Source organism: Bacillus sp. IS1 (assembly GCF_032461585.1).
Lineage (GTDB): Bacteria > Bacillota > Bacilli > Bacillales > Bacillaceae > Bacillus > Bacillus velezensis.
The window spans coordinates 928,306-944,300 of record NZ_JAWCWR010000001.1; the positions used below are offsets into that span (position 1 = coordinate 928,306).

Annotated in this window: 21 protein-coding genes; 3 read left to right on the forward strand and 18 right to left on the reverse strand. The window is 46.3% G+C overall.

The features are described 5' to 3' along the window. Window positions 1–58: 58 nt before the first annotated feature. Window positions 59–670: a phosphatase PAP2 family protein gene (locus tag RUW00_RS03955; protein WP_014418136.1), complete on the reverse strand. Its 612-nt coding sequence runs from the start codon at window positions 668–670 to the stop codon at window positions 59–61. A 73-nt stretch (window positions 671–743) separates the two neighbouring features. Next, the gene (locus RUW00_RS03960) at window positions 744–917 is read right to left on the reverse strand and encodes a YozD family protein (protein WP_003153696.1); all 174 of its coding nucleotides are present in this window, start codon (window positions 915–917) and stop codon (window positions 744–746) included. Between the two features lie 117 nt (window positions 918–1,034). On the opposite strand from RUW00_RS03960, the gene RUW00_RS03965 reads away from it, so the two are divergent. Then, window positions 1,035–1,178, forward strand: a complete 144-nt coding sequence (locus RUW00_RS03965; protein ID WP_014418137.1) for a hypothetical protein — start codon at window positions 1,035–1,037, stop codon at window positions 1,176–1,178. Here RUW00_RS03965 and RUW00_RS03970 read toward each other — a convergent pair. The 15 genes from RUW00_RS03970 to cgeC form a co-directional block, all read right to left on the reverse strand. Next, entirely contained in the window at window positions 1,175–1,855 is a 681-nt protein-coding gene (locus RUW00_RS03970) for a hypothetical protein (RefSeq protein WP_014418138.1), read from the reverse strand. The two genes, RUW00_RS03965 and RUW00_RS03970, sit on opposite strands and share 4 nt — an antisense overlap. 231 nt (window positions 1,856–2,086) lie before the next feature. After that, window positions 2,087–2,275 carry a hypothetical protein gene (locus RUW00_RS03975; protein WP_095272766.1) on the reverse strand — a complete coding sequence of 63 codons (189 nt, stop codon included), beginning with the start codon at window positions 2,273–2,275 and terminating at the stop codon, window positions 2,087–2,089. Window positions 2,276–2,591: 316 nt separating this feature from the next. Continuing rightward, the gene (locus tag RUW00_RS03980; protein WP_003153684.1) at window positions 2,592–2,816 is read right to left on the reverse strand and encodes a YozE family protein; all 225 of its coding nucleotides are present in this window, start codon (window positions 2,814–2,816) and stop codon (window positions 2,592–2,594) included. Between the two features lie 74 nt (window positions 2,817–2,890). Then, entirely contained in the window at window positions 2,891–3,169 is a 279-nt protein-coding gene (locus tag RUW00_RS03985) for a YokU family protein (protein ID WP_012117773.1), read from the reverse strand. Then, complete coding sequence (kamA, locus tag RUW00_RS03990) at window positions 3,166–4,587, reverse strand: lysine 2,3-aminomutase (protein WP_022553216.1); 1,422 nt, start codon at window positions 4,585–4,587, stop codon at window positions 3,166–3,168. Before kamA ends, RUW00_RS03985 begins: the two co-directional genes overlap by 4 nt. Beyond that, complete coding sequence (gene ablB / locus RUW00_RS03995; protein ID WP_095272769.1) at window positions 4,584–5,456, reverse strand: putative beta-lysine N-acetyltransferase; 873 nt, start codon at window positions 5,454–5,456, stop codon at window positions 4,584–4,586. Before ablB ends, kamA begins: the two co-directional genes overlap by 4 nt. Beyond that, on the reverse strand, window positions 5,419–6,720 hold the full coding sequence (locus RUW00_RS04000; RefSeq protein ID WP_007407937.1) for a peptidase: 1,302 nt from the start codon (window positions 6,718–6,720) through the stop codon (window positions 5,419–5,421). Before RUW00_RS04000 ends, ablB begins: the two co-directional genes overlap by 38 nt. Then, entirely contained in the window at window positions 6,692–7,387 is a 696-nt protein-coding gene (locus RUW00_RS04005; protein ID WP_065180610.1) for a 3-oxoacid CoA-transferase subunit B, read from the reverse strand. Before RUW00_RS04005 ends, RUW00_RS04000 begins: the two co-directional genes overlap by 29 nt. Beyond that, complete coding sequence (locus tag RUW00_RS04010; protein WP_095272771.1) at window positions 7,372–8,061, reverse strand: CoA transferase subunit A; 690 nt, start codon at window positions 8,059–8,061, stop codon at window positions 7,372–7,374. The genes RUW00_RS04005 and RUW00_RS04010 overlap by 16 nt, the downstream gene beginning before the upstream one ends. A gap of 6 nt (window positions 8,062–8,067) precedes the next feature. Further along, window positions 8,068–9,399, reverse strand: a complete 1,332-nt coding sequence (locus RUW00_RS04015) for an aspartate aminotransferase family protein (RefSeq protein ID WP_280145180.1) — start codon at window positions 9,397–9,399, stop codon at window positions 8,068–8,070. A 246-nt stretch (window positions 9,400–9,645) separates the two neighbouring features. Beyond that, window positions 9,646–10,092, reverse strand: a complete 447-nt coding sequence (locus RUW00_RS04020) for an AraC family transcriptional regulator (protein ID WP_043867216.1) — start codon at window positions 10,090–10,092, stop codon at window positions 9,646–9,648. Window positions 10,093–10,229: 137 nt separating this feature from the next. Then, window positions 10,230–10,376, reverse strand: a complete 147-nt coding sequence (locus RUW00_RS04025; RefSeq protein WP_014418145.1) for a YjcZ family sporulation protein — start codon at window positions 10,374–10,376, stop codon at window positions 10,230–10,232. A gap of 78 nt (window positions 10,377–10,454) precedes the next feature. Then, the gene (locus tag RUW00_RS04030; RefSeq protein ID WP_031379008.1) at window positions 10,455–11,234 is read right to left on the reverse strand and encodes a GNAT family N-acetyltransferase; all 780 of its coding nucleotides are present in this window, start codon (window positions 11,232–11,234) and stop codon (window positions 10,455–10,457) included. A 38-nt stretch (window positions 11,235–11,272) separates the two neighbouring features. Continuing rightward, the gene (locus RUW00_RS04035; protein WP_280145181.1) at window positions 11,273–12,544 is read right to left on the reverse strand and encodes a glycosyltransferase family 2 protein; all 1,272 of its coding nucleotides are present in this window, start codon (window positions 12,542–12,544) and stop codon (window positions 11,273–11,275) included. Window positions 12,545–12,608: 64 nt separating this feature from the next. Next, window positions 12,609–12,908, reverse strand: coding sequence for a spore maturation protein CgeC (cgeC, locus tag RUW00_RS04040; RefSeq protein ID WP_007407929.1), 300 nt, complete (start codon window positions 12,906–12,908; stop codon window positions 12,609–12,611). 210 nt (window positions 12,909–13,118) lie between these two features. On the opposite strand from cgeC, the gene RUW00_RS04045 reads away from it, so the two are divergent. Continuing rightward, window positions 13,119–13,550, forward strand: a complete 432-nt coding sequence (locus RUW00_RS04045; RefSeq protein WP_014418148.1) for a hypothetical protein — start codon at window positions 13,119–13,121, stop codon at window positions 13,548–13,550. A 6-nt stretch (window positions 13,551–13,556) separates the two neighbouring features. Next, window positions 13,557–14,513, forward strand: coding sequence for a CgeB family protein (locus RUW00_RS04050; RefSeq protein ID WP_094295956.1), 957 nt, complete (start codon window positions 13,557–13,559; stop codon window positions 14,511–14,513). A gap of 51 nt (window positions 14,514–14,564) precedes the next feature. On the opposite strand, the gene phyC is transcribed toward RUW00_RS04050, so the two are convergent. Further along, window positions 14,565–15,716 (reverse strand): 3-phytase, encoded by a 1,152-nt coding sequence (gene phyC / locus RUW00_RS04055; protein ID WP_094295957.1) that lies wholly within the window; start codon window positions 15,714–15,716, stop codon window positions 14,565–14,567. Window positions 15,717–15,995 lie beyond the last annotated feature (279 nt).

The following is a 15,995-nucleotide window of genomic DNA, read 5'->3' on the forward strand; positions in this document are numbered from 1 at the left end:
AAGATCCCTCCCTCTTATTTCTTAATAGTATTAGCGTTTTTTCTCATTTTTCCTGTCTCTATTTTTGTCGAAACGGATGATACTTTTCGTCAAAGAGCGCAAAAAGCGAAACGAGGCAAAGTCCGAGACTGAATCCGGCAAGGACATCCGTCGGAAAATGCGCGCCCAAATAAATTCTGCTGAGTCCGATCAGAATGACGAGAACTCCGGTAAAGACGGTGACGGCCCGTTTTCTTTTCGTAAAAAACGGAACATGCTTAATCAAAAAGTAAGCGATGACGGGATACATCACTGCCGAATTCATGGAGTGGCCGCTCGGAAAACTGTATGAGGTTTCATGGACGAGCGGTTCAAAAGCGGGTCTGGCTCTTTCAATCAATTCTTTTATTTTTATGTTTACAATCCGTTCAATGAGAAAGAGAAGCGGCAAAAAAACAACATCCGGCGTTTTTTTGTACATATACAGAGCCGCGCCTGTCAAAAGAAGAAGCGGCAAAAGCACCGCGGTCGTGCCGAGCTCCGTTATCCATAACATCAATTCATTCAGCCAGGCAGACCTGATCCTGACAGCCGCTTCTATCACGCGCTCATCAAAAGCCCGGACGGCTTCTATCCGGATCGCTGCTGCGAGCAGAATAAACAATGCGAAAAGACTTGCTGGCTTGTACAACGTTTTCCCCCCATGTTTCATTCTCCCGAGCCGATTGAAAAAACCGAAGCTTTTTCACTTCGGTTCCGCAGTTTCAGTCTTCATCAAGCTCTTCGTCTATCATACATTTTTCTAATAAATAATCAAAGGTGATGTCGGCTATTTCGAAGATTTCCTCTTCACTCGGTATGTACCCGCGCATAGCAAGCTGACTGTAAAAATAATCAGCTATTTCTTCTGTGTCAATCACAAGATCTATTTCTTTCATGCAAACACCGCCTCCTTTTTTATGTTTTATGAAAAAACCGTTCAAATTATACCCGAAAGTTCTAAACGTTTTGTCCGCTCATATACTTTTAAAAAACAAGCCCCGGAGGGAGAAAAGATGATGACGAAAATGATGGCTTTTTTGGACGGAGATGGATTTGATATCGTATTGGAAAAAGTGCTGAAAGGAATGTCGTTTGTAATCTTTGCCGGCTGTCTGCCCTGGTTTTTATATGTCACCGTCCGTTTTTTTGCCGGCTAGCTGAAATGCTCCCGCAGGCTTTCCAGCACAAAATTCATCATATCTTTATATTCTTCGTCACCGAACAAATGATAAAGAATCTTATAATCGTTATAAATATCAAGCAGCTCATCTACAATCGATACCGCCAGCACATGCAGGGTATCGGGATCATCAGCATCGCCTTCAAACTGAAGAAGAGCAGACGCGACGGTATCCTCGCCGATCTCATGAGATGCTTCCCCAACATAGTGGACAAACAGCAGCTGATGCACAAACTGATCCATTTCATATTTTCTCAGAACCAGCGTGAGATCCTCTTCCTCCGTTTCAAGCCACTCTCCGTCTTTCAGCCGAGTCAGCTCATAAATAATATCCTCCCAGCCATCCTCTAAATATCTCCATATTTCAGTTCTGTGGCCGATGACACGGAATAATTCCTTTCCGTAGTCCTTTACATATACGACGTCGCCGATCAGAAATTCATATTCAATATCCAATTTCTCCATATCGACGATCACGCCCTCATAATCTTTATAAAGCTGGATGGACGATTCAAAATAAAGCACTTCATTATGATTGACTTCGTAAAGATAATGTTTATCAATTTGATGAACCTTCGTAATGGTGCCGACGGTTCCGTACATCACGACGACCACGATGTCTCCCACTTGAAATTTCGGTTTATCTGGCTTCATGCTGTCTCCCCCTTGCCGCGGACTGTCATACGCTATCGTATGCCGGCCGCCATAATTTCGCATGGGCATGAAAACCACAGGAAATATCTATTTCTGCACCTGTTCAAAATGTCAAAAACCGCAACATGCTTGTGCGTTTTTTCACTTACCGTAACAGAAGCGTCCGATGACATTCCGCTCTCGATCGAATGAGCAGTAACAATGCTGAGACAAAAAGCTTCTATTTTTTATCTATGACGCAAAGGAAAATACCCGGCCCGAAGGCATGTTGACAATATCACCGCAGTGATGTTCAAGATCCGTAGGAGTATGGAACTCCCATTCCGGCTGCATATTTGCAATGGCTTGTGTATCATGAAGAACCAAACTCGTTTCGGCTTTCAATGAAGCCACAACTTCAAACCGCTTCAACCTTGTCACATAAAATCCCCTTTTCCGTCCAAACGTTAGTTCCTCATCTGTCTTACCTAATGGATCATTTGATTCCCCTCACTTCATTTTTAATTGTTTGATTATTTCTCCGTGAAAAGAGACTCCTTACACGGAACCCCGCCGGCAGCAGGCTGATCCGGTGAACTCTGCAGCTATACCTTCTCCTGCCTGATTGTGATATGTGCCGTCAGGTAGATTTGTTTACGTGCTGATCAAAACGGACGGCGTCGCGGGATTTGATCATACGGCACCTCATAAGCGAGTGATTTCAACAGAAAAAAACCGCACAATGTGCGGTTTTTCGTCAGGCGTGATGGACCTCGGTCTCATATTTTTCCCAAGCTTCATCAAAGGTCGCCATCGTTTCTAAATAGTCGGCGCTCAGTTCTAAATAAGAACTGAGCTCGTGATAATCGCTTGACGTTTTCGGAAAGCCGTGATCTTCGTATGCCTGATTCGCAAACCGGCTGATTGCGTCCTGCGGTTTGGGATGCCTGTATTTCATCAAATAGTGATAAAAGGATTTCATGGGTTTCCCCTCCTGATGACTGTCTTTTGTTGTACTATTATACAATTCAAGTGTGAAATTACAACAAAAGAAGACTAGGAGAAGTCAAAATAATTCCGTTTCAAGATCCGTTCTGTCTCCATCAGCTCTTGATATGTGAGTGTTTCCGGTAATTTTTTTGCATTGACTAAAAAAAGCTGATTTTCGATTTCTGCTATGACCGCTTCCTCCTGATAAGTCATGCCGCAGGAGGAACAGGCGAATGCAGGTGTTTCTGTAATTTCTATGGCCCTCGTACCGTCAGGAAGCTCCCAGTACACAGCCGCCTGACAAGCTGACGCCTTCTGATTGCCGCACCACTCGCATGGCTTCACGGCGATTCACCTCCGACTTCCGATCCTGCTTTTTGCTCTTTCTTTTGCTGTGCAATAAATTTCTTTTCTTTCAATTCATCTCTCTTTTCCCTGCGGTCTTTCAGCGTTTCATGATCAGGGTTTGATGTAAACGTTTTCCTCCTGTCGATCCTCGATACATTTTCCGGTGTGAACGAAACCTCTTTGTCCGCGAAAATGGCGCTCAGTCCGACCGGCTCTTGTTTGGCCATCGTTCCCGGAAAAACAGATTCAAAATAGTCGTCGGCTTGATTCGGGATATAGTTTTCCGGCTCGGGATAAGATGTAATCACCCCTTCGAAGTTTCTGATCACAACTTTCTCCGGACTTTGGGAGAGCAAGTAGTTCGGCTGCAGGGCGATTTTACCGCCTCCGCCCGGGGCGTCGACGACAAAGGTCGGCACGGCAAAGCCCGTTGTGTGGCCCCTCAGTCCTTCAATGATTTCCAGCCCTTTTGACACAGGCGCTCTGAAATGGCCGATTCCCTCTGACAAATCACATTGATAAATATAATACGGACGCACGCGGATTTTCACTAAATCATGCATGAGTTTTTTCATAATCGGCACCGAATCGTTAATGCCTGCTAAAATAACGGCCTGGTTACCGACCGGAACACCTGCGTTAACGAGCTTTTCACACGCCGCAACCGATTCTTCCGTCAGTTCGATGCTCGTATTAAAATGAGTGTTCAGCCAGACCGGATGATATTTTTTCAAAATCTGACAAAGGTTATCCGTTATCCGCTGCGGAAATACGACGGGCGCTCTCGTTCCGATCCGGATAATTTCAAGGTGGGGAATGTCACGAAGGTTTTTTAGAATATATTCCAGAATCTGATCGTTGATTAAAAGCCCGTCTCCGCCGGAAATCAGGCAGTCACGGATTTCCGGCGTTTCCCGGATGTAAGCGATTGCCGCATCAAGCTGTTTTTTCGGCACCCCCATTCCGATCTGTCCGGAAAAACGCCTTCTGGTGCAGTATCGGCAATACATCGAGCATTGATTTGTCACCAGAAAAAGAACGCGGTCGGGATAGCGGTGCGTAAGACCGGGAACCGGTGAATCTTCATCTTCAAACAGCGGATCTTCAAGGTCATATTTCGTTTTGTGCATTTCTTCTGACAGCGGCACGGACTGCATGCGGATCGGACATCTCGGGTTATCGGGATCCATTAAAGAAGCATAATAAGGCGTAATGTTCAGGGGAATGGTTTTTACAGACATCCTGACGCCTTCTTCTTCCTCTTCGGTCAAATGAATGACTTTTTTCAGGTCATCGACGGTTCTTACAGTATGGGTGAGCTGCCACAGCCAATCATTCCACTTGTCTTCCGGCACATCTTTCCACAATTCAATCTCCTTCCAATGACGCTTTGGCTGAAACCATTTGTTTGTCAAACGAATTCCTCCTTATGAATGGCCAAACGTAAAGTCTTACACCATATATTCATATTTTCGAGCCCTTCTGAAATGCGGCAGTTGTTCACAAGCCTGCCTCTGTAGCCGTATCCCGCATGGTACAAAACGGCATTCATCCCGTAAGACGCTGCACGGGCCAAGGAAAAAAGATGGATGATTCCCCGGCCCGCGAGTTCCTGCTCCAACGCTTTAAACAAGTGTGCCGTTACGGAGTTCCCCCTGTAATCTGACAGAACCGCGCAATCGGTCATTTCAGCGTGCCCCAATACCGGATTGATATCTGCGCTTGCCGCCCCAATGAGACGATCCTGATCGAATGCGGCATAATAGATGGTGTTTTCTCTCATTGTTTTTTTAATATAAAGGGGATTAAAGACAGGAGTCGGATAGGTAAGAAAAACATGTTTATATAAGTGCGATAAGCGGTCTGCATCATCTTCGTCCGCTTTTCTGAACATCAGCGCGCTTTCTGCCTGAGTCAGTCCCCGCCGCGGAGTCTCACATAAACGGTCAACAGTCGAATCTTCTGATACATATGAATCTGACCGTCTCCGTTCCTCTGCTAAATAGCGCACCATCACAACAGCCTCATGCCCGTTGTAATACCCGTCTATGACACCCTCAACAATAAAAAGATGCTTGACAAATTCCGGCTCATCGCCGCGCTTGGCAAAGAAAATTACCTTTTGGGCTCCTTCTTGCTTTGCTTCTGCCAAAACGGCCGGAATAAGCGCCGTAATCTGCCCGTCATAACGAATGACTCTGAGCCGCTCATTGAAACGGTCTGCATCAATCTCGGCCGCTCCCTTTTCAGCCCTCAGTTCCTTTATCAGCTCCGTCACCCCCATCTGCCACCCCGCACCATTCCATGATAAAAAGAGAAATGATTTTGACGGCATCGATTAACGCCCGGATTTCAATGTATTCATTCGCCTGATGCGCCGCCTTGACTTCTCCAGGACCGAAGACGATGACCGGCGTCTGTCCCGCGTGCTGCAAAAGCCCTCCGTCCGTTCCCCACGGGGACGCTTCACGAACCGGTTTTGCCCCTTTCATTTTCTCAAAAGAAGATTCCAGAGCGGAAATCAGCGGATGCTCATCCGGGAGATCATTCGGAAGCCACTGAGCCCCAAACCATTCTATTTCCGCGGGGTGGTGTTTAAACCATTCATCCCGGTACTCCAAATCTTTCAGCCAGCTTGCCAGTTCTTCTTTTACTGCTTCGGGCGTTTCATCCGGCGCTATTCCGCACCTGCCTTCTATCACCACACGGTCAGCTACCGATGATGGCCACGTTCCCCCTTGGACGGTGCCGATATTAATGGGAACCGGAATCGGAACGTCCCGATAAAGCGGGTCTGTGATACGGGCGTTGCGGACGTGTTCAAGCTCTTTAAGGGCTGTGATGACATGCAGGCTTTTTTCAATGGCGCTCACCCCTTCATAGCGGGTGCCGCCGTGTGCGGACAATCCTCTTACCGTAATGCGGAACCACATAGACCCTTGCTGCTTAACAAACAGCTTTAAATTAGTCGGTTCGGGAATAAGCGCCCCGTCAGCCTTGTAGCCCCTCATAACAGCCGACAGCGTTCCCGCGCCGCCGCACTCTTCATCTACGACACTTTGAAACAGGACATCTCCTTTTAACGTAATCCCGCAGGCTTCAAGCGCTTCTAACGCAAACAAGAGGGCTGTATTGCCGCCTTTCATATCCGTTGAACCGCGGCCGTAAACTTTGCCGTCCTTTTCAACAGCGGTAAACGGTTCATACGTCCATGCGGCGGGATTTCCTTCCGGGACAACATCAATATGTCCGTTCAGTATCAGTGATCTTCCGCCCCCGGCCCCTTTCTTTACGGCTGTGATATTCGGGCTTTCATGGAAATCTTCGCGTTCTGATACAAAATAAGGATGCTCTTTTAAATGTTTGACACTCGGCTCCCATACATCAATATCCATGTCAAACTGTCTCAGTTTTTCTAAAACGACTGCCTGTGCGTTAAATTCATGGCCGAACGTGCTTTTTTCCCCGATCAGCCGTTTCAGCAAGCTTACCGCTTTTGCTGTGTTTTCTTCCGCCCACTCAGTGACTTTCTTTTCTAATTGATCCATGGACAGACCCCCTTTTAAGAAAACATTCTCCCAATCTGATTTCGGCATCCGTTGTTTGAATGACATCGTCTATGGTCGTGCCATTCAGCAGTTCCTCAAGAACAAAAGCCCCATCATCTATGCTGATGACGGCTTTCTCTGTAATGATGAGATCTGCACAGCCCGCTGCTGTAAGCGGCAATGAACAGCTTTCGACCAGCTTCGGCCGGCCTTTCTGATCGGTGTGGCTCATGACGACAACCACTTTTTTCGCGCCTTGGGCAAGCTCCATCGCCCCGCCCATTCCGGGCACTTTTTTCCCCGGCACGAGCCAATTGGCGAGATCACCTGTCCTGCTGACTTGGAGCGCGCCTAAAATGGTAATATCTATCAGCCCTTTTCTGATCATGGCAAAAGACAGAGCTGAATCAAAATAGGAAGCACCCTTAACTGTACTGACAGGAAATCCGGCCGCATTGCATAAAAGCTCATCCTCCTCTCCGCGCTCCGGACTTCCGCCGATCCCGAGGACGCCGTTTTCCGCCTGCAGCATAACCTCCATGCCGTCCGGCAGAAAATTCGGCACTAAAGAAGGAATGCCGATCCCCAAGTTGACGATCATTCCTGAGGTAACTTCACTGGCGGCCCGCCTCGCGATACTCTCTCTTTCCGCTATTCCCAAGCCCATCTCCACTTCACTCCTTCACTTTGCACGACACCCTCCACGAAAACACCCGGCGTTACAATATGCTCGCTGTCAAGTTCGCCGGCAGGCACAATCTCTGCCGCCTCAGCAAATGTTCTTTCGGCCGCCGCAGCCATCAGAGGGTTCATGTTGCGCGCCGTTTTGTCAAACGTCAGATTCCCAAATTCATCAGCAATATGTGCCGACACAAAAGCAAAATCAGCCGTCAGCGCTTTTTCAACTAAATAGGACTTTCCATCAATCGTTACGGTTTCTTTGTTTTCACAAACGGTTGCGTTATCAATGCCGATATCAGTTAAAATACCGCCTAGCCCCGCTCCGCCTGCGCGAATCCGTTCAGCAAGCGTCCCTTGCGGCGAAAATTCCACCTCAAGCGTTCCGTCAGTCATTTGCCTGCCCGCGACAGGATTTGAGCCGATATGGGAAGCGATCAGCCTTTTTACCCGTTTATGAACGATAAGCGGGCCGATGCCGATTTCCGGAAATCCGGCATCATTGCAGATGACGGTCAGCTCTTTAACGCCGCTTTCCAAAATCGCTTCGATTAATGACGGAGGTGAACCCACTCCCCCAAAACCGCCGAACATAATGACAGATTCGTCCTTGACATCGGCAATTGCTTCATGAATATCGATTTTTTTATGAAAAATAGACATATCAGCTCAATCCTTCTTCATCATTTTTTCAACTTCTTCTGCGGCCTGGGAAAATAGATCTGACAGCTCATCCAGCTCAGCATATGAAATCGTGAACGGCGGGGCGATGATGACGGCGTCTCCTTCTCCGCTGTCAATACCGGGCTTTGCAGGGTAAATAAGCAGGCCCCGTTTTTTTGCCGCTTTAATGATTTTTTCGGTGAAGGCCTGTTTTTTCGAAAAAACGTCCTTCGTCGTTTTATTCTTAACGAATTCAACCCCGATCAGGAGGCCTTTACCGCGGACATCCCCAATCACCCCGCTGCGCTCTTTGATTTCTTCTAATTTCCGCTTCAGCATTACGCCTTTTTCCTCTGACTGCCGAAGCAGCTCGTGTTTCTTAACATAGCGAAGCACTTCAAGCGCCGCTCTTGCACAGTATGGGTTGGCACTGTACGTATGTCCGCTCATAATGACCCCGGAGCCCCGCTTGATCGTTTCAACGATGTCATCAGACGCAACAGCTGCCGCTATCGGAGCGTAACCAGCGCCTAACCCTTTTCCGAGCACCACGATATCAGGTGCGATCCTCCAATGCTCAGAAGCAAGCATCCGCCCTGTTCTCCCGAGCCCCGTCATGACTTCATCCGCGATAAACAAAATACCGTGCCGGCGGCAGACATCCTCAAGCGCTTCATAATAACCTGCCGGCGGAGTGATGGCCGCCCCGGCTGCTCCGACAATCGGCTCTGCGACAAATCCCGCGATAAATGAGGAACCGACCCGCTGAACAGCCGTTTCCAGTTCAGCCGCCGCAGCCTTCACAAATTCCTCTCCCTGCAGCTCAGAACGATACATATTAGGCGCTGAAACGGACGGAAACCGTTCAAGCAGTTGGGTGAAGCGGTATCTCCGTTCGTAGAATCCCGATAATGAAAGCGCTCCCAAAGTAATACCGTGGTAACTGCCCCATCTTGATAGAAAGACGGATTTTTGGTATTGCCCTTTTTCCTGCCAATATTGAACGGCTATTTTCATCGCTGTTTCGACTGCCTCTGAGCCGCTGTTTACAAAAAATGACCAATTCAGCCCGCCCGGCAGATGATCGGCCAGGAATAAAGCCAGTTCTTCTGCCGGAGTACTGGTGAATTGCGAGCGATACACAAACGAAACGGAGTCAAGCTGCTCTTTTAAAGCTTGTATAATATCCTCCGTGCCGTGGCCGATATTGCAAGTGACCGCCCCCGATGCTCCGTCAAGATACTTGTTCCCCTCCTGATCATACACATATGATCCCTTTCCATGACTGACTGACGGATAATTCCCGTCAAGCTCCGGTTTGATTAAATAGCTCCCCATATCTTTCCACCTCGAAAACCCATTTGCTTCATTGTATGAACAGATGAATAACCGCATTCTTATCCTTCAGAAAGTTTTTTGCAGAAAATACCTTTCTGTAAAACAGGCTGCCGGAGATGTCCGACAGCCTGAAGAGCGTTCTGGAAATTCTATTCCTATTGTTGATTTTATTCTTTGCTCAGCTCATCATCACATCATTTTTGATCTGAATCAGTATAAGCAGAAGGCGGAAAATTCCCGTCTTCTTTACTGTATGGGAATCAATATTTCACACAAATGATGATTCACCTTTTGTAAAGTATACCTTTCGATAATGGGCTGTTCTCTGATTGATAAATTATTTTTTTCGATCTCAGAAAAAACAGTGTTCCAAAATCCACTGACTGCCTCTTTTGTATGATCAAGCAAGAAAACAGCGTACTTCCCTCCGGAAAATGTACCGATCCGGGCTGGTTCAGGCACATGGTCTTGATTGATAACAAGACAAACATCATAGCGGCATTTCTCTTTAGGAGTACGATTCGGATGATCTTGCGGAATTCCTAAAATGACAGAATGATCAAGCAGACCATTCAATTGCGCCCAGTTTTTAAATGACTCCATCAGTTCTTTGTTTTGCTTTCCGCCATACTCTCCGACGTTTCGGAAATAAGCAATTCTTGATTCAGGTAATTCTTCAATCGTTATGTTCACATTTTCGCCCCCTTCTCCAGAAAGGTAATATGTATTAAAATGTTTTTCAAGCTGATTTTTCAGCATGGAAATAACAAAAAGCCTGCAGAAAGTGATGTTCTCTGCAGGCTGATTTTCATTATAGGATTTTTTTCAGTCTAACAAATAAAAGCCGCACCGACGATGATTAATAAAATAAACAATACCACGATCAGCACAAAAGTGCTGGTTCCGCCTCCGCAGCCGCCGTGCCCGTAACCATAGCCAAAACTGCCGCAGCCGTAGCCATATCCGTATCCGTACATACGCAAATCATCCTTTCTTCTTACGATATACGGCATTGTATGCGGGCCAACTCCCAATTGGTTTATGCGAATGCCCAACTATGTAAGAAAATAATGAAAAATTGTATGCACGCGCCGAAATCTTTTGAAGCCGAGTTTTTCATAAAAGCGGTTTACACCGTCCATCCCGGACGTCACAAGGTATACGGTTTCCATGCCGTTCAGCTTTGCCGCCGCCATCAGCTCATTCATCAATATCGATCCGTAGCCTTTTCGTTGGAATTGATCCAGAATTGCGACTTCTTCTATTTTTGCGGTTTTATCTGCTTTGTTGATGAAAAGCTCTCCGCAGCCGATCGGAATCGTTTGCGAGGCGTCGCTGTAGCACACGACAAGCATAACCGTTCCGTCCTTATACAAAGGATATTTCCGCTCAAGCTTTTGTTCGGCCGCCGCCTCGCCAATGTAAAGGGCATCATAGATGTTCATAATAGACGACCCGTCGGCGAGGCTTTTTTCCGTCCCCCAAGCAGTGAGCGGGTGTCCGGCCTGCAGGTCCCCATTTTCCAGTTTCCTTGCAAAAAACAGCTCATCTTCCACTACGCAGCCCTGTTTTACCAGAGTTTGTTTCAGAAGAAGCGGAAACGTGTGCTCCGGAGCCGCTTTCACATGAATATAATTGGCTTGAAGCATGCCCGGAACGGACGAAAAAAACGGCAGGAGTTTGTCTAACGGAAATGTACGGTGCAGCTGAACAAAGTTATGCGAAAAAATCTGCGGCAAAAAAGGGTCCGTATATACACTGAAATGCTCGAACCTCTGAATGCCGGAAGTAAGCTCTATATACTGCTTCTCGGTTTTATCAAATTGATCGGTCATAAAAGCTCTCCTTTTCCTTACACATCCAACTGCATCTCTCAACCTTTTGTTATATTGAGATTTCTCATAATTTCATCGTACACCGGATAGAACGGCATTCCAATTGGTAATTGTTTAATTTGCTGAAAGGAAATGGGTATCGCCTTCTGATTCGCAAAAAAGCGTTTCGCTACGTCATGACTGATCGGATGGAGAACCCCTCTCAAATAAACATAAAATTCCCGTTCAATGCGAAACAGCATTCTCCCGGGCAGATGTTGAATACAGCCCGATGCCCCCCGGCTGATCGGCGGACCGTCCGGAAGCGCTTGTATTTCGTCCCGTTCTAAAGCCGGGATGTCATGCCGTTTAAATCGGTAAAAGCGAAATGCGCTATGATCAACCAGCCTTTTCTCCCCGTCTTCTATAAAATAAACATGAAACTGATCCCTGACGAGCTGAAAATTCGGAATACTGACGGAGTTCTCTTCCTCATATTGAAATAAAAACGGATCCGGAATGACGACGGTTCTGCCTTCATATAACGTATGCCAGCGCTCGTTTACAGGCTTCCTTTTATTTCGGTCAAGCTGATATACTTTCTGATCCGTCCCCTTTACAAAGGACCCGTCGATCAGGACAGACGGAAGCGATTGATACGTGTTCTGAAATGAGTGGGGTGTTTTATAGGTCGTATCCAACACTTCTTTTATCGGCAGAAATGATGTAAATGTGTTGAGCCTGCTCCAAAAAACAGAGTCTCCGTGATTCCAATGCACAACATCTTCGTCCCAAAAGCTGCCGAACTTCTCTTTCACACGCTCAAGCAATGATCTCCGGTGCATCACTGAACAGTGATCAACGAGAAAAGCGGCCTGATCAAGCACCTCTTCAGCAAAACGATAGAAGTGGAATTGTTCTGTTCCGCGCCCGTTTACATGTATCACCTTCTGGCTGGAATAGACGGCATCAAACCCGCTGCATTGATTAAGCGCTTCCGCCATGCGGCTGAGCCTATCCGGATGAAATACGGTGTCGTCTGTCAAATAAGTGATGTATTCGCCTTTAGCCCGTGAAAGCGCATCATTAATCAAAACGGCATACCGGGTCGACTTCAGCCGTTCGGCAGGATTGATAAAACTGTTGTCATAATATATGCGAGGATCTTTTATATACGTACTGATGGCAGCCGAGGTTTCTTCATTTGAATGATCATCCATCACAAACAGCTCCCAGTTGCTGTAGGTCTGATGCAAAACACTTTCAATCGCCTGTTTCACAAGATCCGGTTTGTTGTAACTCGTTAAGATAATTGAGATCTTCTTTTCCATCCCGTCACCCCTTCTGTAAAACGTAAAAAACGGCTCCGAAAGAGACAGAGCCTGATATCCGTTATTAAAAAGCACCCCAGCTGACGATGCTTGAAATCGCGACGTTTGATCTCGTATTATTGAGCGGATTTTGAAAAACGGCCAAATCTGACAGCACTTCTTTGACAATTACGTTTTGCAGTGTGCTGCCGTTAATCAGATTGACGCGTGATACAGGAACCCCAAGCTCTTTTGCCATTACAAGCTGACGCCGCAAATCTGAATGATCTCCGGACGGCTGACGGGATAACAAAAGAAGAAGAAGCAGTACGAGCTGAAATTCCTCCTCAAAACCCCCGTGTTTTACAGTTTCTTCTGAATCCAAAGTATTCCTCTCCTTCATTTTTTAATCTATACAACGTATGTCATACTCTTACAATCCGCATAGGCAAACAAAGCCTGATTCGAAAATTCAGCTGTTTGATTAAATATTGAAAAAAACACAAGCAAAACGGCATTCGACTTATACCAATCTCTTCAATCAGGAATATGAATAAACGTGAGGTTGAAATTGTTAAAGGAGGTGTATGTTCGCATGAGCGAGGATCGTTTGGAGCTTAAAAAGGAGTTATTGAAAACTCTTTTAGCCCCTGTATTTGACAACAGCGCTTTATCTGGCGGCACAGATGGAGGAGATAATGTGGAAAACAAAGTAAAAGATTTATTGGAATCGGCAATTGATGCAAAAGTAGATGAAGCAGCGGCGAAAGACAGTCTCAGCGCACAATCTGTATTGGGAAGCGGTATTTCATTAGCGGCGAGATGGATTTTTGCAAGAATTCAGCCCGGCACTGTCATCAGCATTGTGATGGATTCAGGAGACATGATCGGCCCGGTTCAATTTGTTGCCTTTGACGAAATTCACGGAATCGTTTTTGTTACGCAGGAAAATTCCGTTACACCGGCAGGCTCTGCTACAACATTGCTTGACGTCGACAAAGTTGAAAGTGTCACGTTCACTTCGTAACAGCATATGAACGTTTTATATATCCGTTCAGGATATAAAGGCATATACACGTATTTTGACCGCTGGATCGAGGAAGGCTTTTTACAGTCTTCCGTCCGCTTTTTTTCTGTTTCTGAGTTTGAGGAAGATACCATCCGCAGTATACGGGCATTCAAACCAGACATCAGTCTGATGATGACGGGAGACCGTATTCCGTCTGAATGGCTTCAATGGCTGAAGACAGAACAGATTCCCGTTTATCTATGGATGACGGAGGATCCTTTTTATTTCGATGTGAGCATGACAATCGCCCCTTTCGCCGATGCCGTTTTGACGATAGAACAAAACGCGCTTGATGCTTACCGGCAAATGGGCTTACAGCACGTATATTATGTCCCGATCCCCGTTAATCAGCGGCTTTTTAAGAAACAACCTGCTGAAGCCTCTCTTCACACAAATCTGCTTCTGATCGGATACCCTTACCCGAACCGCGTTGAACTGGTGAAAGCAGCGGCGAAGCTTCCGTATACGCTTCGTATTATCGGGAAGGGATGGCGCAGACATCTGCCTAAAAAAATCGCCAGGCAGCAAAATGTGCTCGTAATGGATGAATGGATTGCACCCGAACATGCCGCATTATATTACAACAGCGCAGACGTGGTCTTAAACCCTCACCGTTCTTATCGGTTTGCGCTCAATCAGAACGGACGCGGCATCGAAAATATCAGTTTAAATACGAGAAGCTTAGACATTGCGGCTTGTCAGGCCTTTCAGCTGACAGACCTTTCTCCCGCGCCCCCGTTTTCATCCTTTGTTTCTTACAGCGGGCTTGCGGATTTTGCGGATAAGATCCATTTTTATATGGCAAACCCGGGTGAACGTAAACAAATCGCGGCGCTTAATTACCAAGAGACAGTACCGGCGTACACGTATGACCGGCTGCCGGCTGTGCTTGCGGCTATCCGTTCCAGGACTTTCTCATGAAACGCTCTTCACATCAAAAAAAGCAGCTTGGATAAGCTGCTTTTTTCATGTTTATTTTCCGCTTCTGTCAGTCAGTTTTCTCGGGTCAACCTGTTTATTGACCTGCGGGTGAAAGCCGATTTTATCAGCGATTCTTTCCCAAGGCACCATTTTAAAATTTTGATTCACTTTTTGGCCGTGATCTATATTTTCTCCATCCTGTGCGACAAAAAGGCCGAACGGATATTCAGGCCCCAGCCCGAAACCCAGAACGTCAATTCCGTCTGTATCGCTTGTGCCGTCTGTTTCAGGCCCGTCTGTTATCTGAAAGTCCGCAACATATTTGTTCTGTCCCTGTCTTTCATAAATCGCATAGCTGCTGTTACCCTGGCTTGAGGCAAGCAGATAACCTTTCCCGTCAGCAGCGTAGTAAATCGTCAGTCCTTCAATATCAGGGGTTAAGTGCCTGCCGTCGGCACGATCGATAACCGTTCCGTTACTGCCGCCGTCCGGCTCAGCGCTGAACTTCCAGATGGCCTCATCTTCTTCTGCGATATAAAGACTGCCGTATTCATCGTCTGCTGCCATCCCTTCTGTCTGAGAATTCATTTTAAACGCCCTTACCTTTTTGCCGGATATGTATCCATTTTTATCCGCATTTAATTCGTATTGTTCAAATTCGCCTTCTTTCCCTGTCACCATCGCGTAATATCTTCCTGTTTTTTGACTGTGGTACAAGCTGAAACCGTATACTTCATCAATTGCTGATGCAATCGGGCGGTCTGGATCTGTAATGCTTTGTAATGTGCCGTTTTTCCCGTCAATGGCGTAAATCTCAATGGTATTCTTTCCTTCAGACCGATTGGATGCCGCCGCAATATCGACTTTTTTTCCGTTCAACGGAAAATCATAGCGGATATCAACATTGTTCAGCTTCCCGGTATGATAGGAATGAAGCGTCTTTCCCTCTAGGCTGTACACGACTAAGCCTGATTTTTTATTGGTTGTGATCAATTTGCTGTTCTGAGGATTCTTGGGGTCCAGCCAAATCGCAGGATCATCAGCTGCATCACCGGCTGTATCAACCGGCTCCGTTTCCGCCGCCGCATTCACGGTAAAGTGATAAGGATCAGACAGCTTATGCTTGGCCTGGGAAGAAACCGCACCGCATGTGAGCATCAATCCGGCTGCCGCGGTTAACAAAAGTGTTTTTGAATGATTCATTTTCCTTCCTCCTTTTAATGAACGTTCACTTTAATTGTAAAATACATACAGGAAGTTCAGTGTTAAGTTTTTGTGAAGATTGTACGAATATGAGAATTTATGGAGAGAAAAAATTGACATGAGCAAATATTTAAAATGAATATTTAGTACAATGTTTTATTTGTATTTCTATTCTATTAATCGGGTAAAGCGAAGTGAAAGCGCATCAGATTAATGTTTTTCTCTAATTTTTGATTTATTGGTTTCTTTCATTAACTCGCTGAAATTGTTCAACATATG